A 23496-nucleotide genomic window follows, 5' to 3' on the forward strand; every position below is an offset into this window, starting at 1 on the left:
CCATAAGGGTTAATTTTACTTACCTAGAATGAAATCTTATGAATGAAAATCTTAATCAAGCCACTAAAAATCAGACTCTTAAAATTTTGAGAAACTTATCTATTTGAAATTTATAAAATAATTAAGTTAAACGGCATCAGTGCTTTTCCCCCTTTCTGACATAACTTAAATTCGATAGAAAAAACACGGTAATAAAATTGCGAATTAAAGAGCCATAAATGCAAAAAAAACGGGAAATTTAGTATTACATATAAGCATTACAGTTTTATAAAAAACCAATAAGGAATAGACAAAAAAACGCCTATAAGTAGGGGGGTGTATTTACTAATCTCATAAATAAAATTCAGATAATTATTTTTATTTGTAGGAGAAAATCTTAATTCTCAGTCTGTAATGGTCTGAAATGATGCGTACCATCTTTACCCAATTGATCCACTAAACCGTATTCCCAATCCAAATAAGCCTGCATCACATCATCGGTGATTGCGGTTCCTTCATAAGGTCTTTTATAACGATCTATTGGTGTTGAAAGCAAATGTGTCTCGCCTTCTTCTAATTTGTATCCTGCTTTTACCCAAGCTTGCGTACCACCTAATAAGACAAAAATATCAGCATCCGTTTGTGCTTGAATATTCGCCACGGCATAGGCAGCTAATTCACCATCATCGCTGGTAAGGACTAATTTTGATGTGTTTGGTAATTCGACATTCTGTTGCTCTAACTGCGATCGAATTAAGTAGTTAGCACCAGGAATATGCCCTCTTACATAAGTAACGTATTTGGCGAAATCCAGAATAGTGACATCGCTATTATCCTGAATCCAACTCGATAACGTTTCAGGTGATAGTGTTTCAGCCTGTGGTTTTTCTGGCAGGCGAGATTGCCATTTACCTGTTACCGAGAAGTCTGCTGCTTGCAAACCATCCAGCACATACACATCCCATGTCATTTGCGCCAACCACGATGCTGACATATTGGCACGCGCACCATCGTCATCGGCTAGCACAATTCTCGCACCTCTAACTGGTGCATACATTTCTAGCTCTTGCACTAATTGTCCACCGGGGATGGGATAGAAACCAGATAGATGTCCAATTTCATACTCATCAAAACTGCGCACATCAAAAAAATAGGTGGTCCGATCTACTTGTTTAGACCAGCTTTCCAGATCGTCTTTCGTCGCACGTTTAACACCCGCCCTATCCGCCACACCTCTTGCTCTTTCACTGGCGATTTGCCGGGTGTCATCACCTGTTTGACTGTAGGTTCGGGATTGCCCTGTTACCAACTCTTGCTTAGCCAAGGTCCAACCAATCGTCCCATTACGTAAGGCATAAATAGGGTTTGGTAATCCTGAATTTACCAGCGATTGAGCACCTACCAGACTTCTGGTTCGGCCCGCACAATTGACGATGACGGTGGTTTCTGGATTCGTTGCGATATCAGGTACCCGCAACACTAATTCTGCCCCGGGAACGCTAATTCCGGTAGGAATACACATGGTGTTATATTCATCAAAACGGCGTACATCGACAACAACCATATCCGCATTGTTATCCATCATTTTCTTAACATCTTCCGCGGGCATTGATGGCGTATCGCAAGTAGCTTCTAACAATTCCCCGAAGGATTTACTGGGCACATTTACATCTATAAATAACTCACCACCTGCAGCTGACCAGGCTTCAATCCCGCCTTCAAAAACGGACACATTGGTATAACCTAGCTCTATTAATCGTGTTGCCGACGCTTCTGCAAGCCCTTCTCCAGAATCAATAGTCACGATGGGTACCTCTAATCGCGGCAGTTTGGTATACGCATTCAATTCAATCGAAGAAAAAGGGAAATTTGCCGCGAATAAGGGATGGCCTTCGGCATGCGGGGCTTCTTCTCTAACATCCAGCAAGCAGATTTCTTCTCGATTTAATAAACGCTGTCTGACGTAATCGTAATCTTTGTAATTCATCTTTTTATCTGCTTAAGCCGGTGTCGTGTAACCAGAAATAAAATCTTTTTTCGGACTGCCATCAGTAGGGAAAACATGCCTTTCGATTTTGCCAATATCACCACCGTAAATATGTATGCTGATAGATACCTGATCGTCATACACATTGCTCACACGATGCACATCGCCAATCGTCGGAGAAACAAAACCAATATCACCGGGCGACAAAGTCACTTCATCACCTTTCGCTGTTAGTGAATGATCACTCCCTGCTTCATAGTGTTGCTCACGTTCTTTCCCACGAAGCATGCCAATCACACCCCAAACTGTATGATTATGCACCGGTGTTTGCTGACCGGGTCCCCAGACAAAACTCACCACAGAAAATCGTTCTTGCGGATCAACATAGAGTAAAAATTGCTGATAATACTCAGGATGAGGCACAGCATATTTAGGGTCTAACCAATCATCTTCTTTCACCAACTCCCTTAATAACTCACCAACCTCAGGGTGAAATTCAGCCTCAACTTGCTTCTGATCCAGTAAATCTGAAACACCATCCACAAAGGTTTGTAGCTTAGGTGCAATGCTTTGACTGTTCATTGGTGACTCCTCTAATTTCCCTATTAATCAATACATAATAGTTAAATGCACCACTTACTACCTGTAGTTTTTTTTAATATAAGCATAAGCCATGATTAACACGCTTTAAGATTTACCAAATAGAGCCTGATTTAAAGTAAACTCAGTTCCTATCAAACAGCAACGAGTTCCACCATGGCAAAGGCATGTGCAAGACATATTTTAGTGAAAACCAAAGAAGAAGCTGAGTCGCTTAAAAAGCAACTCGCCAGTGGTAAAGATTTTGGAATGCTGGCGAAGAAACATTCAATCTGCAACTCTGCAAAAAAAGGCGGTGACCTAGGAGAATTCGGTCCCGGAAAAATGGTGAAAGCATTTGATAATGTGGTATTCAAAAAGCCCGTACTTAAAGTACACGGCCCTGTTAAAACCAAGTTTGGCTATCACCTAATCGAAACAATATATCGCAGTTAAATGACTACTCAAATAACATAACAACAAAAAAGTCCTTATAAGTAGGGGGGTGGCTTTTATAGTCTTAAGCTCCCAAACGTGTTATTTCCAATCACTCGCCCAATACTTTTCTAAGGATTACACAAGCTTTTCCGTTTACATCGTTCTTGCATGCCATTGCATAGGATTTGTACGTTAGCTTTTACTCCCTTTATTTTTAGTAAATAAACGATAAATACATCTTCAGAATGGGCCACGCCAGCATCTGGAAAACAACGTCACTCCCCTACTTAAATAACAGCTCGTTTTTGTTTTATAAAAACGACATTGGAATTTATGCAGAGCTAGGCATTTTTTATCGAGCTTTTACCTAATAGGTCAAACAGTCGTTGAGAACATCAAGTGCAACCATTGATTTAATCGCCCGAGTTTTAACTATTAAGCGCACTTAATTTGCTTTATCAAATTTGTTTACTACTCTATTAGTATCCCAGACCACTATTCCAGCAAAAACCAAGGACAATTAGATGAAAGAACTATTTCAGTTTACAAAAGTTTCAGCCCTCATTTTAGGCTTAGCAATGATCACGACTACCGCCAGTGCAAGTACATTGGAAGATGTAAAAAAGAAAGGCGTTTTAAGCTGTGGCGTTAGTGAAGGTGTTCCAGGCTTTTCTAATCCTGACTCTTCCGGTAAGTGGGTTGGTTTAGATGTGGATATGTGTCGTGCTGTTGCCGCGGCAGTGCTTGGTGATCCGACTAAAATAAAGTTTGTGCCATTGGCATCAAAGCAGAAAATAATAGCCGTAACCAGCGGACAAGTTGATTTAACCTCACGTACTACCACCTGGACGATGAAACGAGACACCAAAGAAGGCGCCGATTTTACTGCGGTTGTTTACTATGATGGTCAAGGTTTTATGGTACGTAAAGAAGACGGTATCAAAAGTGCCAAAGAAATGAGTGGAGCAAGTGTTTGTGTAACCACAGGTACAACTACCGAACTAAATATTGCCGATTATTCAAGAGCCAATAATTTGAAATTAGAAGCCGTTGTTTTTGACGGTAAAAAAGAAGCCCTAAATGCTTATGCCTCAGGTCGCTGTGATGTATTTACAACCGATACAAGCCAATTAGCCTCTTTAAGAACGACGTTAAAAGACCCAGAAAATCATATCATTCTTCCAGAAATTATCTCAAAAGAACCACTATCACCGTTAGTTCGTCACGGTGACAATCAATGGAAAGATATCATCACCTGGGTAATTTTCGGCTTAATTAATGCTGAAGAAAAAGGTGTGACTGCGGCTAATGCAGCAGAGATGAAAGCCAAATCTACAGACCCTACTGTGCAACGCATGCTAGGTAAAACAGGAGACCTCGGTACTTTTATTGGTCTGGATAACGACTGGCTACTTCGTGCAATCACAAGTGTGGGTAATTACGGCGAAATATATGAGCGCAATTTAACCAAAACCTTAGGTCTTGAGCGCGGCGTTAATCAGCTCTGGAGTAAAGGCGGTATTCTTTACGCTTCACCTTTAAGATAAATATTCCGATTTAAAACCATCTGCGTATCTATTCTGCATAACTACTCTAAGTACCTACTCTAAGGTACCTACGCAGATGGTTTTGAATGGATCATTGTTTATTAAGATGAACTTGTGACAGTTTTAGGTGAGTCTAGATAATTTAAAAATAATTAAAGTGGGCTAGAACGTCCATTATTTCCCACACTTAGGTAGTTTGCTTGAAAATCCTCGTCAGTCAGATTAAACAAAGCTTTAACAATATCAGTGTCAGCGGCCTAGTCGGTCAAATGTTTGTGCTTGGGCTGATTTTTTACGGTTCGTATTTCCTGTTATTAACAACCCAGGAGAATTTGACGGCACGCGGAATTGATTCTGGCTTTAAGTTTTTAAATAGCGAAGCTGGCCTGCCAATCAGTGATAGCCTCATCGAATACAGCCCAGCCAAAAGCTACGGCACTGCTTTTTTAGTCGGTATTTTAAATACTCTATTTGTATCCTTTATTGCGATTATATTTGCAACCATTTTAGGCGTAATCGTAGGTGTCGGTCGTACCTCAAAAAACTGGGTAATCTCCAAGGTATCCGCATTTTTTGTTGAAACCTTACGAAATATTCCGCTATTACTTACTCTTTTATTTATTTACACGGTGGCGCTAGGCACTTTGCCACGCGCAAAAACACCCTTCAACCCTATTGAAGGAGTGTTTCTAAGCCGGCGTGGCTTATACCTTCCAGACCCGATTGCACATGATGGTTTTGGGCTTGTGGTGGCGGCATTCTTTGCGGCCATTGCTATTGCTTACTTCTTCACAAAGTGGGCGAAAAAATTACAGATTCGTACCGGTCGGGCGTTACCGAAAACGCTGATTTCACTGTTAGTGATTATAGTATTACCGTTATTGGTATTTTTCATCCTGGGTAAACCGATGAGTTTGGAATACGCCGAATTGAAAGGCTTCAATTTTGTTGGCGGCATTGTCTTAAAACCTGAATTCTCCGCCCTACTCTTAGGCTTAATACTTTATACCGCAGCCTATATTGGAGAAAATGTACGCAGTGGACTCCAGTCCGTTCCTGCGGGTCAAATCGAGGCAGCGAGAGCATTACGTGTACCCAAAAGCGTAATTATTCGTAAAGTATTATTACCTCAGGCTCTGCGTGTGACTATTCCGGCAACCACCAATGACTATACGAGTCTGGTGAAAAACAGTTCGTTAGCGGTGGCTATTGGTTATCCCGATATGGTATCCATAGGTGGCACGATTATTGGTCAAAATGGCCAAGCGATAGAAATCATTGCAATGTGGATGGCAGTTTACATGACCATCAACCTCATCATCTCCGCTCTCATGAACTGGCTAAACAGCCGCGTTCAAATAGTTGAAAGGTAAGACAGATGACTAATCCAACTATTTTTGTTCCCAAGCCTGATCGTGAGGCACCTGCCCAAGCAAAAGGTTTTCTGCACTGGCTAAAACATCATGTCTTTAACGGCTGGTTTAATTCTGCATTAGCGTTGAGCCTGATCGCGATAATAGTATTAACTGTTCCGCAAGTTATCCAATGGGCGTTTATAAAAGCCACCTGGGTGGGTGATTCTGCAAACTGCAAAACTAGTCCCGATGGCGCTTGCTGGTCATTTATCGCGGCCAAATTTCGTGTGTTAATGGTTGGCGTTTACCCCGCAGCAGAAAGTTGGCGTGGAATTGTTGGTGCATTGGTATTGGCTATTTTGATCATCACGACCATTACCAATCACTTGAAAGGAAAAGTCTTGATAGTGGCGTGGTTGCTGCTACCCGTTTTTGGTTACTGGATTATAGGTGGTGGCTTTGGCTTAAACGAAGTCGATCAGTCATCGTGGGGCGGATTAATGCTGAGTGTATTACTGGCACTCGTCGGTATTATCGTTTCAATTCCACTAGGTATCGTCTTAGCCTTAGGGCGTTTTTCAGGCTCACCCATCACTAAATCACTGTGCATTGGCTTCATCGAAACCGTCCGTGGCGTGCCCCTTATTACGATATTGTTTATGTCATCGGTGATGATGCCATTGTTTTTACCGCCCGGTTTCATAATCGATAATATGTTGCGAATTCAAACCGGAATGATCTTTTTCTCTGCCGCTTATGTCGCAGAAGTCGTCCGTGGTGGACTGCAAGCACTGCCTAAAGGGCAATTTGAAGCCGCATCTTCATTGGGAATTAACTACCCTAAAACACTCTATTTGATTGTATTGCCACAAGCGCTGCGCCATGTATTACCGCCGCTGATAGGGCGTTGTATCTCCATGTTTAAAAACACGTCACTGGTTATCATTGTGGGGCTACTGGATTTCTTGGGTATGATTAAGTCAGCCTCTCTCGATTCTGAATGGCTAGGTTTTGAAACCGAAGCCTATGTATTTGGTGCCGTGGTTTATTTTTCAATTTGCTATTCCCTAAGCCGTTATGGTGCTCATTTAGAAAAATCTGACCCTGTTTTACAAAAATAATTAAGAGCCTGAGATGACAGAAAATACACTAAACAGCGAAGTCAAAAACAGCGACACCATAGACAACGACGCCACAAACAACAAAGAAATAACCATCGAATTCAAAAACGTGAATAAATGGTATGGCGATTTTCATGCACTAAAAGACATCAACCTGAAAGTCCACAAAGGCGAGCGCATCGTTATTTGCGGTCCTTCGGGCTCCGGGAAATCCACCCTGATTCGCTGCATTAATCACCTGGAAGAAATTCAAGAAGGTCGAATTTACATTGATCAGCAAGAACTGGCGGGTAGTGAAAAACAAATCGATAATGTCTGTCGTGAAGTGGGGATGGTTTTTCAGCAGTTCAATCTGTTTCCTCACATGACGATTCTTGAAAACCTCTGCTTAGCGCCAGTTTGGGCGAATAAACTGCCACAAATAGAAGCAGAAAAAATAGCCTTAAAACACCTGCACCGTGTCGGAATCGGGGATCAGGCAGATAAATACCCGGGACAACTATCCGGTGGGCAACAACAGCGTGTCGCGATAGCCCGCGCACTGTGTATGAGTCCCAAAATTCTACTCTTCGATGAGCCAACATCCGCCCTCGATCCAGAGATGATCAAAGAAGTGTTAGACGTCATGGTCGAACTGGCAGAAAGCGGCATAACCATGATTTGCGTCACCCACGAAATGGGATTCGCACAATCTGTCGCCGACCGAGTGATCTTTATGGATGTCGGCGAAATAATCGAAGAAAAAGCCCCATACGAGTTTTTCAACAATCCAGAAATGGATAGAACCCAAAAATTCCTGGAGCAAATTCTGTCGAATTAAATTTATAGTCACCCCCCTACTTTGGGGCACTTTTTTATAGAATCATTATTTAGGTACGCTTTCAAATAATAAGACTCACAACCACATTACCCTTCTTCCGCCCTGTTTCAATGTAGCGGTGTGCATCCGCTGTTTCTGCCAATGAGTAAGTTCTATCTATTACCGATTTAATTTCGCCTGATTTATACAATGGTATTAATTCATCAATCATTACTCGAAGCTCTTTTGCAGGTCGTAAACCAGTCGCAGAGAATCTGGCTTTTTTAGACATGAATGTTGAAGTCCACATCATCTGTATCAAGAGTGGAAAACTCAAAACAGGTGAAAGATAAGCACCCTGCTCTTTTAGATTTTTCCGGCATTCACAAAACGAACTTTTGCCAACGGCATCATAAACAAGGTCGTAACTGTTCCCCATTTTAGTAAAGTCCTCCTCATGATAATCAATCACTTTATCAGCACCGAGTGATTGCACTAACTCCACATTTGCACGACTACAAACACCTGTTACTTCTGCACCCAACGCTTTTGCTATTTGCACAGCGGCACTTCCCAGGCTACCCGAAGCTCCATTGATAAGAATACTCTGACCTCTTTTCAACTGACCAATATCTTTTAAAAACGCATAAGACGTTAAAGCACCATCGCAAATTGGGGCCGCTTCTTCGTGGCTGAGATTATCCGGTAAAATTGAAATCACTGCGTCTTCAGCAATGCAAATGTATTCAGCATTTGCGCTAAAATTAACACCTGTTTCACCAAAAACTTTATCGCCCATTTTAAATTGCGTGACACTTCTTCCTATCTCTTCTACTTCTCCTGAAAAGCCTGTGCCAGAGATAGGGTGCTTATGTTTTGCAAGGCCGAGAAATAAGCGACCATAACAAGGCTTGCCCTCTCTTATCATGCTGTCTGCCGTGGTAATGCTGGTCGCCCACACTTTAACCAAAACTTCGTTTGCTTTCGGTGTCGGCTTCTCAACCTCTGATACCCGAATCACCGCGGGTGAGCCATAGCCTGAATAGGTAACTGCTTTCATAATGTGCCTTTCAATAAAAAATTAATAATGGTGTTTAACTGTTGTTGTTTAACGGTTGTTTAACTCATAGAAAACATCGTAATCCATACACTTAAGAATAGTAATTACCTAAATTCGCATTAAAGACATACAATTATGCATAGATAGGAGATGAGACTAATGGACTGGAGATCAATAAAGTTTGACTGGAATCGCGCCCGCGCATTTTTAGTCACCGCAGAAGAAGGCTCACTGTCAGCAGCCGCACGCGCCTTAGGCATGACGCAGCCGACACTTGGCCGCCAAGTATCAGCACTTGAAAAAGAGTTGGGAGTCGCCCTATTCGAACGCGTAGGACTGGGGCTAATTCTTACACCAAGTGGTTTAGATCTGGTGGAACACGTCAGAGCAATGGGAGATGCCGCAAGTCGCGTATCACTAACAGCAAGCGGACAATCACAAAGTATCGAAGGCAATGTATGTATAAGTTGTAGCGAATACTATGCCGTCTACAAACTACCAGCAATTGTCAAAAAACTACGAAAATTAGAACCAAAAATCACCATCGAAATAATCGCTACCAGCACCACCAGCGACTTGAGAAGACGCGAAGCAGATATCGCAATTCGTAACTTTCGACCGACACAACCCGAGCTGATTGCGAAAAAAATCAAAGACGTTTATGCGAGGCTCTACGCAACACCCGAGTACCTAAATGAAATTGGTGAACTCAAAAAACCTGAAGACCTAAGTCGTGCGGACTTTATAAGTTTTGATGAAATCGACGGATTAATCACGGGTCTCAATGCAATGGGTTTAACACTCACCAAGAAAAACTTCCCATTACAAACAGAACATTTCATCACTCATTGGGAATTAGCAAAACAGGGGTTAGGCATCGGTATCATGCCCGAAGAATTAGGCGAAAAAGAAACCGCAATAGTTCAGGCTTTACCAACACTCGCACCGATAGAATTCCCCATCTGGCTTACAGCCCATCGAGAGCTAAATACAAGTAGAAGAATCAGAATGGTATTTGATTTATTGGCTAAGGAGTTGGCTGAATAAAAAAAGTGCCTATAAGGTGGGGGGTGGCTTTCTTAGGCTTACCAAAAGCCAAGAATGACAAGTCAAATAATTGAGTTATTCGTTTAAAAAACAAAACGATAAGCTCACTAAAGTCCATCGTAGATTCCACAAGGAATCGTCGATGTTCAAGCTGGAATAGATGTTATTACGATTGCTAAGTCACCCCCCTACTTTTGGGCACTTTTTAATCGCACTTAAGTTTATTGTTAGATTATTGTCTTGCGACCTACGTTCGACTTAGTTGAGCTAAATCCTATTTAACCGCCGAGTAACTCATCCAGCTTGCCATTGCTATCCAACGCTTTTAGATCAGCAAAGTCACCAATGTGCTGATCATTGATGAATATTTGCGGTATGGACTTCTGCCCACAACGCTCAATCATCGCATCTTTTTCGAGTGGCATTAAATCTAGCAGATACTCCTCATAGTCAACACCCTTCGCTTTCAGAAACGCCTTGGCATCTACGCAGTGTCTGCAAAAACTGGTACCGTATATTTCAACCTTGACTGTCATAAGTTATATTTTTTATGTTGAACAACAATCTGTCCCTGCCTGGATAGGTGGGCAGGCAACAGTCCCATAAGAACAAAAAACACAGCAATCACCCTTTAACGGCTTAAGCAGGGTTTTACATTCTGTGCACTCGTAATACCATTGACACGCATCCGTTGGCATAGTTTCTGTTTCTGCATGCTCACAGACTGGGCACGTAATAGTAGATTCTAAAAGTATCTCTTTAGCCATTAATTACTCCTTACTTTGGCATAGTAACTTACCAAGGTTCGTTTAAGGAAAAATGTTAAATTTAACTACCCAAAAAAGAGCCTCAAAGGTGGGGGGTGGCTTTAAAAATATTACTTAAGTCTAAAACCAATCAACCGCTCAGCCTTATATCGACTAACCTCCATCCCACTCTGCGCATTCAATAAAAGCAGACGGTATTTTGTAATCGCTATCTGCGCCTTTATCACTTTTACATTATCGCTTTCGCCTGTCTCGAATGCGTTTCTGGCAATATCCAGTGAGGCTTTCGCTTTGGGGATGACATTGTTTCGATAGAGCGTATACGTTGATTGGTGTGACTGGTAATTAGATAAGGTCTGTTGTAACTCGTCACTAGTAGTATTTTTTAATGCGGCTATTTTCGATGTTAAGGCTTTGGCTTTTTGTTTGGTTTCCTCCAGATAGGCATCATTTCTTGCAAAGAAGTTATTGGTCTTGATCTTTGGTTTGGTGGTGAATTTTCCGTTTTGGGTACGGCTGAAACCTGCGTCTAAATCTGGGTATAGTTGTCTTTCAGATAGTTGAATAACGCGCTGCATTTTAGCCAGTTCTGATTCTAATAAGGCAATTTCTACGCGATGTTTATGTGCTTGTTGCGTTATCTCATTTCGATTAGCAATTAGACTCGCCTTACCCAATTTATCCAAGCCACCAAAACGAGTCGTCGTCGGGATATTCAATAGTGCGTTTAATCGTGCTTGCTGTGCATCGCGCTTGTCTTTTGCAACTCTGCGTTTATTTTGGCTGGCGGCGATTTCAATATCTGCTTGTAAAATATCATCCAGCCCGCCGGTATTGGTGGCGTAGTTATTTTGCAATTCTTCTTTGAGTGATTTGTATTGGCTGGTTAGCCTGGACTGCAACACCATTTCTCGTTGTGCGGTTTGCATTTCTGTATAGGCAATCCGTGCGTTGGTAATGGTATCTTGTGTCGTTTGCTTGAGCTTTAAGCGCGAGTATTTTACCGACTCATCAATAATGGATGACTTAATCGCATTCAAACCCGGGGATGGATAGGCTGCGCTTTTGTTTTTCGACAAACTCGCCTTTGCGCTACCCGTTAACGCTAACTCATTGGTGAAAGCTTCATACTGCGCCAGCATATCTGATAAGTATTCCACCTGATTGTATTTAGATAAGCTTGCCTGAGCTTGTTGTTGCGCGCTTTTGATATCCAGATTACGTGTTAACGCCATGTTTAATACGGTATTGAGTGATGCTTTTTTAGCTAGCGTTTCCACTGAAGTATTGTCGGCAATGGGTTTGAATAAGCCATTATTGGCTATCACGCCATTTAAGTTTGCTCTGGCTTTTCTTGATCCATTCGATTGGCGTTTTGCCAAGGCTAGCGTCGGCATTTGAGGTATGTTACTTGCAGTCGTGACCGGTGTTTTAGTTTGTAGATTGGCTTTTACGTATTCCGAGTATTTATGCTGGTCAAAGTCTTTCTGTAATGTGTTAACGACACGGCTTTGACTACACGCTGTGAGTAATAATATAGAACACATTGTTAGACTTGTTAGCGCTGTTTTTGGTAATGGCCTAGTTACGTTTTTAAGTAAGAGTCTCATAGCTTTTTACCTGTCAGCTTTTCTAACTGGATGAGGCTTTGCCAGTAATCTGCTAGCGCACGTTGATAGGCTAATTGAAAGTTTAAGCCAGTTGATTGAGTTTCTAGATATTGTCCTATCGAACCCTTGTTTTCACGATACTGTGATTGTGCCATCTGCATCGCTCGATTCGCTTGTGGTATCAAATTCTTCTGATACAACACGGTTTGTCGATAGGCATTATTTAGTTTGAAGTGGAGCTTTTTCACACTGTTTCTTAATGCATTCTGCATGGCTTTCTTATCTTCTATTTTCTGTAGATGCTGGAGTCTCGCCTGCTCTTTTATCGCTCTGTTTTTTGATCGATTAAGGGGAATATTCATACCGATATTGACCGCAAAACCATCTCGTCCGTTTCTTTTTAAACCGTCGATATTACGTTCTCCAATCTGGGTATAAAGTGCGCCCACCGTAAAATCTGGCTTGCTTGCATAACCCGCTAGCTGCTGTTGCAACTGACTTTTCTGGATTGCGATATCACTCAATGTGATTTCTTCATTGGATTCGGCCCATTGATAAAGGCGCGTAATAGGATGAGGAAATTTAGGTGGCATACGCGTATGGCGTGACACTTCAAAGGCAAATTCTGGATTGCGGTTTAGCAGTGTATTGATGCGTGTCTTTTCGGTCGATGCTAACTCTTGTAGTAATTGCACATCATAAGCGACCTGAGCCGTTTGACTCTGCGCCTTAGCCACATCGTTTAAGGTACTAGTATTTGCTGCATAGTCGGTACTTGCAAGGTTAGTGACTTTATCCAGCAACTGCTTATTTTGCTGGCTGAGTTGAATCGCATTTTCGAGATAGACCAATTCATAATAGGATTGCTTCAGATCTACAATCAAGTCGCGACTGGCTCTATCAAACGAGACTTTTGCTGTTTCGATATCCTTTTGTATCAGCTTGCCTTTCAAGGCTAACTTTCCGCGATAAGGGATTTTCTGATTTAACGCGAGCACTCTATCCTGAGGACCTAAACGCGTTTCCACAGGGTTAATCGCTTCGGTATAAACCAGCTTAGGATCATCCAGAGAGGTTGCTTGTTTGTATTGATGAATCAGACTTTGCCAGGCGAGTCGTTTGGATTTCAGCTGAGGGTTATTATCCACCGCGATTTTTATCAATTGGTTTAGAGGTGTTGGAGGTGGAGGTGGAGGTGTAGCTGCTGCGAACGCTTGGGATGGAATCAGGTTACCTGTCGCAACAATAAGACCGATTAAAACAAGGCTTTGAAGTTTTAAAAGTTTCATGAGTTGTTCTCCATAGCTAGTTTTGATTCTGGGTTTTGTTGTTCTGGCTTTTTGAGCGCTAGCTTTTTTAGCTCGTGTGTTTTCCACAGCAAATAAATTGCAGGAATCACTAATAAAGATAAAAACGGCGCCGTAATCATGCCGCCAATCATTGGCGCTGCGATGCGTTGCATAACGTCCGACCCGGTTCCACTACCCAACATAATCGGGATTAAGCCCGCAATAATAATTGCCACTGTCATCGCTTTGGGACGAACTCGCATTACTGCACCTTCCATAATGCAGGCTTTTAAATCATCGACTGTATGGTAGTTACCCTGTCGTTTCCTTTTTTCTATCGCGTTGTCTAGATAGATCAACATTATCACCCCAAATTCAGCCGCCACACCTGCCAAGGCGATGAAGCCTACGGCGACTGCAACCGAGAAGTTGTATTGCAATATATACAAATACCAGATGCCACCTGCCAATGCGAAAGGTAGCGATAGCATAATGATTAACGCGGCTGTCATGCTGCGGAAGGTGATGTAGAGCAACAATAGAATAATCAGTAACATCATCGGAATCACGACACTGAGCTTTTCTTGCACTCGCAATAGATATTCGTATTGACCTGTCCAGGTGACGGAATAACCCGGAGGAAGTTCTAATTTATCCCGTAATATCTGTTGTGCATTTTTGACATAGCCACCCAAATCGACATCTTTAATATCGACGAAAGTCCAGCCATTCAGGCGTGCATTCTCCGTTTTTATCATCGGAGGCCCTTCACTGAAACGAATGTCTGCCACGCGAGATAAAGGTATATGTGCGCCTGACGGTGTTACCAGAGGCAACTCCATGAGCTTATCGATATCATCTCTGGTGTGACGCGGATAACGTAAATTAACCGGATAGCGCTCCAGCCCTTCGACCGTTTGCGTTATGTTCGCACCACCTACGGCAGAACTTATGATGGTCTGAATATCATCAATATTTAAGCCAAAACGCGCAGCAGTAATACGGTCAGGAACGATCTCGATATAACGACCACCCGAAACACGCTCTGAGAATACCGATGCGGTTCCTTCGACTTCATTCAGAATGCCCTCGATATCCTTTCCAATCTCTTCGATGACCTTTAAGTCTTGCCCCGCAACTTTGATTCCAACCGGTGTTTTAATACCTGTAGCGAGCATATCGATTCGGGTTTTGATTGGCTGTACCCACGCATTAGTTAGGCCCGGGAATTTCACCAGTTTATCGAGTTCTTCTATGAGTTTTTTCGTGGTCAATCCCTCACGCCATTCGCTCTTATCTTTAAATTGAATGGTGGTTTCAATCATCGTGAGTGGTGCCGGGTCGGTTGCTGTTTCCGCACGCCCTATTTTACCGAAGACACGCTCAACTTCTGGCACGGTTTTAATCAGCTTGTCGGTTTGCATCAGCAATTCTTGCGCTTTACCAATGGACACGCCCGGAAGCGTGGTCGGCATATACAATAGGTCACCTTCTTCCAGTTCTGGCATGAATTCACTGCCAATTTTATTCAACGGTACTATTGCTGAAAGGATTACCAGCAACGATACTAAAATCGTCAGAAACGGTGCTGCCAGACACATCTTGAGCAATGGTCGATAGATAAAAATTAGAATAACCGACAGTGGGTTACTGCTTTCTTTGGGTAGTTTTCCACGAATAAAGTAGCCCATTAATACCGGAACTAAGGTCACAGATAAGCCCGCAGCCGCAGCCATTGCATAGGTTTTGGTAAATGCCAACGGAGAAAATAATCGACCTTCTTGTGCTTCTAAGGCAAAAATAGGAACGAAGCTTAGGGTAATGATTAACAGCGAGAAGAATAACGCAGGACCAACTTCGATTGATGCTTCGGTAACGACTTTCCAGTGTTCATTGCCTTTAGGCATCACTCCATGATCTTCTTTGTAATGCTCTAGGTGCTTATGCACGTTTTCGATCATCACAATCGCGGCATCAATCATCGCGCCAATGGCTATTGCGATACCTCCTAATGACATGATGTTGGCATTGATGCCTTGGTATTGCATCACGGTAAATGCCATTAAAATTCCAATAGGCAAGCTAATAATAGCGACCAGTGCTGAACGCAGATGTAACAGGAATATCAAACAAACCACGGCGACTACAGCGAACTCTTCGAGTAGTTTGATTTTTAGGTTATCAACCGCATTCAAAATAAGTTTTGAACGATCGTAAGTCGTTACAATTTCGACACCTTTAGGTAAGCCCTGCCTAATATCTTCCAGTTTCTTTTTGGTATCTTCGATGACTTGCAGTGCATTTTCGCCATAACGCATCACTACAATTCCGCCAACTACTTCACCTTCGCCATCCAGTTCTGCAATACCGCGACGCATTTGTGGGCCAATATTTACCTGCGCGACATCACGTAACAATATCGGCGAACCTGTTTCTTTATTCAGGCTGACCGGAATCGTTTCGATATCTTCTATGTTCTTTAGATAACCTTTGGAGCTAATCATGTATTCGGCTTCGCCAAGCTCCATGACCGAACCACTGGTTTCTCTATTGCCTTTTTGTATCGCTGTTTTCAGCTGGCTGAGTGATATGCCATAAGCACGAAGATTGTTGGGATCAGCCGTGATTTGATATTGCTTTACCATGCCGCCGATAGTGGCGATTTCAGATACACCGGGAACAGTTTGTAATTCGAATTTAACGAACCAGTCTTGAAGCGATCTTAGCTGAGAGAGGTCATGATTATTGCTTCTATCAACTAACGCGTATTCGTAAACCCAGCCGACACCTGTGGCGTCAGGGCCCAAACGAGGCTCTACACCTTCTGGCAATTGACTGGCTGCCTGACTGATGTATTCCTGTACTCTGGCGCGTGCCCAGTAGATATCAGTGCCTTCTTCAAAAATCACATACACATAAGAATCACCGAAGAATGAGTAACCGCGAACAGCCGTTGCTTTCGGCACACTCAACATGGTGGTTGTGATTGGATAAGTGACCTGGTCTTCCACCACTTGTGGCGCTTGCCCCGGAAAACTGGTTTTGACGATGACCTGAACATCCGATAAGTCAGGAATCGCATCTAGTGGCGTCTTGGACAGTGAGACTAAACCCCAAGCTGTTATTAACACCGTAAACATAATCACTAGAAAACGATTATTGATGGATGCTTTTATTATGTGAGCTAACATGACTTATTTGCCCATCAGGCGACGGAAACTCGCTTGTAGATTACTTTCAGAATCAATCATAAACTGGCCCGAAACCAGAATATCGTCACCCTCTTTAATGCCATCTATAATCTCGACCTGACCGTTAGATTTCATTCCGATGGTGACATCGACTGGCTGATATTTATTTTCAGAAATTACTTTTACAACTCGCGGGCTTTGCTCGTAATAGATAATCGATTCGGTAGGGACACTCACCACCTTTTTATTGTTGGTTAGCAATGTCACATCAGCAAACATATTGGGTTTTAGCAGTTGATCTGGTGTAGGGATTTTTAGACGTACTTTCAATGTACGCGTTTTAGGATTCAGTTCAGGATAGATATATTCGACTTCTCCCTGCCATTCTTTATCTGACATACTTTGGACTTTAACAAGCGCTTTGTTACCCACTTTTACCCAGATTAATTGATGTTCGAACACATCAACAATCACCCATACCGACGACAAATCGGCAATCGAATAAATTTGAGTACCCGGGGTAACATACATACCGTTTTTGATGCCGATGCTGGTAACTACACCAGAATGATTAGCGATGATGGGAACACGATTCTGTGATTTCCCGCTTTTACTTATTTGCTCTATAAATTCATCTGAAACGTTTAAATCACGTAGTCGCGTCTTAGATGCGAGGGTTAAATTTGCTCCTGCACGTTTGGCGAGTAATAAGTCTTTTTGTGCCGCCACAATTTCTGGCGAATAGTACTCAAGCAGCGTATTACCTTTAACCACAGGATCACCAAGAGAGCTGGTGTAGAGTTTCTCGACCCAGCCACTCGCCCTTGCATGGATATGATGCACACTGTCTTCGTTGTAGGTAATCGAACCCAGTGTTTTTATATTACGTGACAGTTCATTTAGCTTAGCTTTTTCAATGCGCACACCCATGTTTTGAGCAGTGCTTGAATTGATGGTAATGACAGGCATTCCATCTTTCTGATTCATTGCCATATCAGCGCCATCGTCACTTTGCTCTTCATAAACTGGGACTAAATCCATGCCCATCGGTGACTTACCCGGCTCATCTCGACGATAGTTAGCATCCATTGGCGCAACCCAGTATTTGATCTTTTTCTCTTTGGGTTTGCTGTTCATGGTCATCACTGGTTTTTCTTCTGCGACAGGTTCTTTCTTAACCAAGTTCATGCCACAGATCGGACAGTTACCCGGCTCACCTTTGACTATTTGCGGATGCATCGGGCAAACATAAGTAGGGTCTGCGTGACGACGCGCATGTTCTATCAGCGTGTCATCTTTAACATCATCCATGGTTACTGGTTTAGGCATAGTCATCGGCTTTGACATGGGTTTTGATTCAGACATAGTCATTGCTGGTTTTTCTTCAGCTTCAAGCTCTTTCTTAACCAGATTCATGCCACAGATCGGACAGTTCCCTGGCTCACCTTTGACTATTTGCGGGTGCATAGGGCAAACATAAGTTGGGTCTGCATGACGTCGAGCATGTTCTATCAACGAATCATCTTTGACATCGTCCATGGTCATTGTTGGTTTTTCTTCTACTTCTTTTTGCTCTGCTGGTGCATCTTTCTTAACTAAATTCATGCCACAGATTGGACAATTCCCTGGCTCACCTTTAACTATTTGAGGGTGCATTGGGCAAACGTAAGTAGGGTCAGCATGGCGGCGTGCATGCTCTATCAGCGTGTCATCTTTGACATCATCCATGGTTAAATTAGAGTTAGGTTTGAATGTTTCATCAAAGCTTTTACCCGTCACTTTTGTAACGGTGCTTTCAAACAGCTCTTCTCTATCTGCGGGTTCGAGTAAAAACCAATATGCCGTTGCGGTAATCGCCAGTACCACGAACAAACCCAGTGTTTTTATAATAAATTTCATAACTAACCTTTAAATGCTGCTTGCTTATGTTTACTGTGTGAAACGACAGAAATACTATCTATATTCCTAATCACAGAAACAACAGTTACAGCGACAAAATGCTTGGAAAACCAAATGACATTAGAAACTTGACGCGCTTGGCGTAAGTCTAAGAAGTGTTTTAGATAAAGGTGTTTATCGGGGGCCGATAGAGGGAATCAGAGTGTTTTGAAGTAAACAAGGAGGTTAAATATTGAAATTTTAAACGATCAACAATTTGCAAATATTGACTGTTGAAAGCAGTTACAGAAGTGTAATTTACTTGTGTGTTTTCACAATCACAGGCATTTGAATGATCACAGATTTTATCTGGTTTTTCACAACAATCATGCATGGACGCCATGTTTACGGAATCAACTGTAGTGGATTCGTTGATGCTTTGTGACTCTGACATTTGATCAGGCATTGCCATTGTCGCAGGCATCATATTGCCACAAGAGTGAGGAGATGCAGACGCATTCACAATCGGAAAGACCGATAGAATGAAGGCTATAAATAGAGTCACGAATTTCTGCATAACTTTATTATACGATAACTATTATAATTTTGGATGCGAATTTTATCACCCCCCTACTTTTGGGCTATTTTCTTTCAGCTTTATAACCAGGCAGAAAAAAGTGCTTAGAAGTAGGGGGGTGTCTTAAAATTGTATTACCACATAAGGCAGCTTGATCAATTTACATCGACGATTCCTTGCGAAATCTACGATGAGCCTCGAAAAGTCATTTCTGAGCAATCGTATACTTCAAAACTTCAACGACTTGCTCTGGCGTCTGTGCCCATGCCATTGCCGCTGCATCTACTTCTTTCAACGGGTGGATGATATCTTCGTCATGTAGCGTGATATAAGGCGTGCCTAAAGCTGCACAAAAACCTGCATCAAATGCGGCGTTCCATTGCTTGTATTTGTCACCGAAACGTACCACTGCCAAATCACTATTTTCTAACAGAGTCTTAATACGAATCGCGTTTACTTTTGCTGATTTGTGATCGCGCCAGAAGTTGTTTTCATCTTTGCCTAATACATCGCCTGCAGCATCGCTGGCTTCGTGATTGGTTACAGCGGAACTGAAATTGATAGGTAGATTATGTTCTTCACAACCTGCGATTATTTTCTCTCTCCAATCGGTGTGAATTTCTCCCGATAGATAAACATTCCACTCCATTATGTACTCCAGATTTTAGGTTAATTAGACAGCCCAGCATCTTACCATCTTTACCAAATACGCAGCATCAATCTATAACATTTATTGAAAGTACACGTGATGGTAGTTTGTTTTCTCTGATGTAATTTTTTATCCCGATTTTTCCTGAAGGAATACTTACGGGCACGGCAATCGGATCGAGACATACCGCTTTTAGCATTGAGCCAATATCGGAGGGGTTTTTCTCATCAAACAGGTCTAATAAGTGCTGCGTATTCCAGAGACTTTCGGGGTGCTGTCTGCAGCTTTGGTTAAATGACATAACATCAGCATGCCAAATACAATTTGCCGTATCTTTAGTCATCGCCTGAGTCTGGTTGATGATTTTATTGTTAATGAATTTTTCCATCACAGCGTATTCATCACTGTATTTTTGTTGCTTGTCTAGCTGAGAACTGAACAGGGATTTTTCAGAGCGTTTTTTGTGTCTATCCCAATACATTTGTGGGTCTTGAAAGCTTGGGTATTTGTATTTGGAGATCGCAATTTTCGAAACCCCTTTCGAAGAGATAATGATGGTCGTATCGCAGCCGCTTTTCTTCTTTTTATTATGCGGAATCACCATTCTTTCTGCCGAGAGACTCGATGATAACGGGCCGTCGATAAACCCGGCGAAGCGTTTATTAAAACTTTCGATGTATTCTTTTTTGCTATCTATGATGCGCCGTTTCAGGTCTAAATTGGTACTCATGTCTGCATATAAAGCAAACATGGCAATTTGTTCTGCAATTTCTACGCTTATTTCAAAACTCATCTTTTTATCACGCTATTACTTTTGCCCTTTAAATTACTTTTGTCGTTTCAACGAAACAACTATCCAAGCTTTTCTATAACTTTGATTTCTTTGATTACTATGTTTTTAGGGTTAACGTTATTCAGTTTTTAATTTCTGCTAACAGTTCAATGAATTTAGGACAAAATGACTGATTCTGTTATTTCGTTTAACAAAGTTTGACGTACATCAAATTTATGATGCCATTAGAAAAAAGCCTCGTAAGTAGGGGGGGGGCTTTTAGTATTGTTGATTAACGAAATTATTGTTGATTACTGAAATGACAGTAATCAGGCTTCTTCTGCATTTATCGTGGCAGTTTTTGGTGCATCCGTATCAATGTCTACCCAGCTATCGTGCCAGATGGCGTAAATATCTTTAACAGAAGGAAGCAATAACACCACCACCGCCAGCAACCACAAGGCAAAGTACCACTTTAAAGTGGATGCAGATTCAGGAATGAATTTACCCAGCACAATCACACTGCCTGCTGTCAAATAAAAGCGGTTAGCAGAGCGTTGCATATAATAACCAACCTTGGGCTCGGGATGGTTTCGATTCATTGTATAAAGAAAAACCGACGCACCAAAAAACAACGGTAAAAATGGTAGCGGCAAAAGCACTGCGGCGATACTTCCCCAGTTGAACATATAGGCACTTCTACGTGCTGATTGAGCTGTGATTCTCATGGTTAACTCTCACAATATTCATTCGACGATTATCCGTGAACGGTTTTTAACTATAAGGTACGAGAAATCGCTGTTTATTACTTTGATATATGTAAAGAATGGGATAAAAATATTGAGTATTTGTTATATTAATTTGATTCTTAATACCTAGATTAATCACCCCTATGGATCTTTTAACCCAAGCTTTTGTTTTTCTCGCCGCAGGTGTTATCGCTGTGCCCATTGCGAGCCGTCTTGGTTTGGGGTCTGTCTTAGGTTATTTAATCGCAGGCGCATTAATCGGGCCTTCTGCGTTAAAGCTGATTAATGAAACCGAACACGTCATGCATTTTGCCGAATTTGGCGTAGTGATGATGCTGTTTCTGGTTGGGCTAGAATTACAGCCACAGGTTTTATGGCGCATGCGTAAACCTATTTTAGGTCTTGGCGGACTGCAAGTGATCATCACAACACTCGCCATAACGGGATGTGCAATGGCTTTGGGATTAGCCTGGCAAACCGCCATGGCGATTGGCTTGATTTTGGCGCTCTCTTCCACCGCGATTGCCTTACAAATTCTTGAAGAAAAGCGGCTCATGAAATCGGAAGCGGGTAAATCTAGTTTTGCCGTACTGCTGTTTCAAGACATTGCCGTTATCCCTATTATCGCGCTGTTACCGTTACTTGCGCTTAGTGATATAACGAGTACCAAAGTTGATGACCATGCCTCTTCCAGCATTATTTCGCATCTGGTTGCGTGGCAACAAGCACTCATCGTTTTGGCCGTTATTGCATCTATTATCTTTATCGGCCGTTACCTGATCAGGCATTTGTTTCGCTTTATTGCGGAAAGCGGTCTGCGTGAAATATTTACCGCCGCTGCCTTGCTACTGGTTATCGGCATTGCGCTATTAATGAATCTGGTGGGCTTGTCTCCCGCCCTCGGGGCTTTTATCGCTGGCGTGGTATTAGCCAATAACGAATACCGACATGAGCTAGAAGCGAATATCGATCCGTTCAAAGCATTGCTATTGGGCTTGTTCTTTATCTCTGTTGGGGCGGGTATCGATTTCTCATTAATTGCAGAAAAACCACTCATTATTATGGGCTTGGTACTCGCTTTAATCCTCGTTAAGTTTGTTATTTTATGGGTTTTAGCCCGTGTGTTTGGCTTACTCCGTGGCGATAAATTCTGGTTTATCTTTGCCCTGGCTCAGGGAGGAGAGTTTGGTTTTGTACTCCTTTCATTAAGCTCAGAATCAAACGTCATTCCAAAAGACATCGTTGGCATTTTGACCGCGGTGATTGCCCTCTCGATGGTGTTAACCCCCATTCTTATTCTATTGAATGAAAAGTATATCCAACCCTTATACGACAAAGACAATAACGACAGCATGGAAGAAACCATGGAGCATCAACACAATCCCGTAATCATTGCGGGCTTTGGTCGTTTTGGGCAAATCGTGGGGCGACTATTAATCGCTAACCAGTGCTCGGTTACTGTTCTGGATCACAGTGCGAGTAATATTGCGCGCGTTAGAGAATATGGCTTCATGCTTTATTACGGTGATGCGAGTCGTTTAGATCTCCTGGAAACCGCCGGAGCCAAAGAGGCAAAACTGCTCATTATCGCCATCGATAGCAGAAAAAAGACCAATGAAGCGGTCGCTATGGCGAAAAAACATTTCCCACATTTAAAAGTGCTAGCACGCGCTTATGACGTCATTCACTATCACGAGTTACGAGAATTAGGGGCTGACCATATAGAACGCGAAGTTTTCCAGGGATCACTGAGTCTGGGTAAAAAGGCGCTACAGGAATTAGGCGTACCAGCGTATAGCGCAGAACGCAAAGCCGCGTTATTTGCCAAACATGATGAAGACACGATTCATCGATTGCATGAACATCGAGATGATCGTAAGCGATTCATTTCGGAATCACGCATAGCGCAAAATGAGATGATGGAAATCTTCAAGGCAGAAAACCCTGAGGTTGAGACAGACAATACTGAGAAATCAGACAAACCAGATAAAGGCGAAACATATTGTTAGACCCCTTCAAAAAACTGCCTATAAGTAGGGGGGTGACTTTTCCCCTCAACAGGCCTTAATTAGGCTAAAATAAAAGCATTAATCACTAACTTT

20 protein-coding genes are annotated in these 23496 nt (G+C 42.3%); 7 read left to right on the forward strand and 13 right to left on the reverse strand.

Going from position 1 to position 23496, the window contains the following annotated elements:
• Window positions 1-376: 376 nt before the first annotated feature.
• Together EV695_RS19510 and EV695_RS19515 are read right to left on the reverse strand one after the other, a co-directional pair.
• Window positions 377-1966, reverse strand: coding sequence for a rhodanese-like domain-containing protein (locus EV695_RS19510; RefSeq protein WP_131907681.1), 1590 nt, complete (start codon window positions 1964-1966; stop codon window positions 377-379).
• 12 nt (window positions 1967-1978) lie between these two features.
• On the reverse strand, window positions 1979-2548 hold the full coding sequence (locus EV695_RS19515) for a cysteine dioxygenase family protein (protein ID WP_131907682.1): 570 nt from the start codon (window positions 2546-2548) through the stop codon (window positions 1979-1981).
• A gap of 174 nt (window positions 2549-2722) precedes the next feature.
• On the opposite strand from EV695_RS19515, the gene EV695_RS19520 reads away from it, so the two are divergent.
• The 5 genes from EV695_RS19520 (at window position 2723) to EV695_RS19540 (ending at window position 7826) form a co-directional block, all read left to right on the forward strand.
• Window positions 2723-3001, forward strand: coding sequence for a peptidylprolyl isomerase (locus tag EV695_RS19520; RefSeq protein ID WP_131907683.1), 279 nt, complete (start codon window positions 2723-2725; stop codon window positions 2999-3001).
• 506 nt (window positions 3002-3507) lie between these two features.
• Window positions 3508-4530, forward strand: a complete 1023-nt coding sequence (locus EV695_RS19525; RefSeq protein ID WP_131907684.1) for an amino acid ABC transporter substrate-binding protein — start codon at window positions 3508-3510, stop codon at window positions 4528-4530.
• Window positions 4531-4730: 200 nt separating this feature from the next.
• A complete protein-coding gene (locus tag EV695_RS19530; protein ID WP_207907165.1) occupies window positions 4731-5903 on the forward strand; it encodes an amino acid ABC transporter permease in 1173 nt (390 codons plus the stop codon).
• 5 nt (window positions 5904-5908) lie between these two features.
• A complete protein-coding gene (locus EV695_RS19535) occupies window positions 5909-7006 on the forward strand; it encodes an amino acid ABC transporter permease (protein WP_131907685.1) in 1098 nt (365 codons plus the stop codon).
• Window positions 7007-7019: 13 nt separating this feature from the next.
• Window positions 7020-7826, forward strand: a complete 807-nt coding sequence (locus EV695_RS19540) for an amino acid ABC transporter ATP-binding protein (protein ID WP_131907686.1) — start codon at window positions 7020-7022, stop codon at window positions 7824-7826.
• Between the two features lie 61 nt (window positions 7827-7887).
• Here EV695_RS19540 and EV695_RS19545 read toward each other — a convergent pair whose 3' ends face one another.
• Entirely contained in the window at window positions 7888-8865 is a 978-nt protein-coding gene (locus tag EV695_RS19545; protein ID WP_131907687.1) for an NAD(P)-dependent alcohol dehydrogenase, read from the reverse strand.
• Between the two features lie 159 nt (window positions 8866-9024).
• Between EV695_RS19545 and EV695_RS19550 the strand changes: the two genes are divergently transcribed.
• The gene (locus tag EV695_RS19550) at window positions 9025-9912 is read left to right on the forward strand and encodes a LysR family transcriptional regulator (RefSeq protein ID WP_207907166.1); all 888 of its coding nucleotides are present in this window, start codon (window positions 9025-9027) and stop codon (window positions 9910-9912) included.
• Between the two features lie 278 nt (window positions 9913-10190).
• On the opposite strand, the gene EV695_RS19555 is transcribed toward EV695_RS19550, so the two are convergent.
• The 10 genes from EV695_RS19555 to EV695_RS19600 form a co-directional block, all read right to left on the reverse strand.
• Complete coding sequence (locus tag EV695_RS19555; protein ID WP_131907689.1) at window positions 10191-10448, reverse strand: glutaredoxin domain-containing protein; 258 nt, start codon at window positions 10446-10448, stop codon at window positions 10191-10193.
• A gap of 12 nt (window positions 10449-10460) precedes the next feature.
• Entirely contained in the window at window positions 10461-10679 is a 219-nt protein-coding gene (locus tag EV695_RS19560) for a GDCCVxC domain-containing (seleno)protein (protein WP_131907690.1), read from the reverse strand.
• Between the two features lie 110 nt (window positions 10680-10789).
• Complete coding sequence (locus tag EV695_RS19565) at window positions 10790-12289, reverse strand: TolC family protein (RefSeq protein ID WP_131907691.1); 1500 nt, start codon at window positions 12287-12289, stop codon at window positions 10790-10792.
• Complete coding sequence (locus tag EV695_RS19570; protein ID WP_131907692.1) at window positions 12286-13578, reverse strand: TolC family protein; 1293 nt, start codon at window positions 13576-13578, stop codon at window positions 12286-12288. The genes EV695_RS19565 and EV695_RS19570 overlap by 4 nt, the downstream gene beginning before the upstream one ends.
• Window positions 13575-16769, reverse strand: coding sequence for an efflux RND transporter permease subunit (locus tag EV695_RS19575; RefSeq protein WP_131907693.1), 3195 nt, complete (start codon window positions 16767-16769; stop codon window positions 13575-13577). The genes EV695_RS19570 and EV695_RS19575 overlap by 4 nt, the downstream gene beginning before the upstream one ends.
• A gap of 3 nt (window positions 16770-16772) precedes the next feature.
• Window positions 16773-18668, reverse strand: coding sequence for an efflux RND transporter periplasmic adaptor subunit (locus EV695_RS19580; RefSeq protein ID WP_131907694.1), 1896 nt, complete (start codon window positions 18666-18668; stop codon window positions 16773-16775).
• A 160-nt stretch (window positions 18669-18828) separates the two neighbouring features.
• Window positions 18829-19212, reverse strand: a complete 384-nt coding sequence (locus EV695_RS19585) for a hypothetical protein (protein ID WP_131907695.1) — start codon at window positions 19210-19212, stop codon at window positions 18829-18831.
• 217 nt (window positions 19213-19429) lie between these two features.
• Window positions 19430-19873, reverse strand: a complete 444-nt coding sequence (locus tag EV695_RS19590) for a YtoQ family protein (RefSeq protein WP_131907696.1) — start codon at window positions 19871-19873, stop codon at window positions 19430-19432.
• Window positions 19874-19940: 67 nt separating this feature from the next.
• Window positions 19941-20666, reverse strand: a complete 726-nt coding sequence (locus EV695_RS19595) for a hypothetical protein (RefSeq protein ID WP_131907697.1) — start codon at window positions 20664-20666, stop codon at window positions 19941-19943.
• 308 nt (window positions 20667-20974) lie between these two features.
• Window positions 20975-21373 (reverse strand): hypothetical protein, encoded by a 399-nt coding sequence (locus EV695_RS19600; protein WP_131907698.1) that lies wholly within the window; start codon window positions 21371-21373, stop codon window positions 20975-20977.
• A gap of 164 nt (window positions 21374-21537) precedes the next feature.
• On the opposite strand from EV695_RS19600, the gene kefC reads away from it, so the two are divergent.
• Window positions 21538-23403 carry a glutathione-regulated potassium-efflux system protein KefC gene (kefC, locus tag EV695_RS19605; protein ID WP_131907699.1) on the forward strand — a complete coding sequence of 622 codons (1866 nt, stop codon included), beginning with the start codon at window positions 21538-21540 and terminating at the stop codon, window positions 23401-23403.
• Window positions 23404-23496 lie beyond the last annotated feature (93 nt).

Origin of the sequence: Cocleimonas flava, from assembly GCF_004339015.1 — a bacterium.
GTDB lineage: Bacteria > Pseudomonadota > Gammaproteobacteria > Thiotrichales > Thiotrichaceae > Cocleimonas > Cocleimonas flava.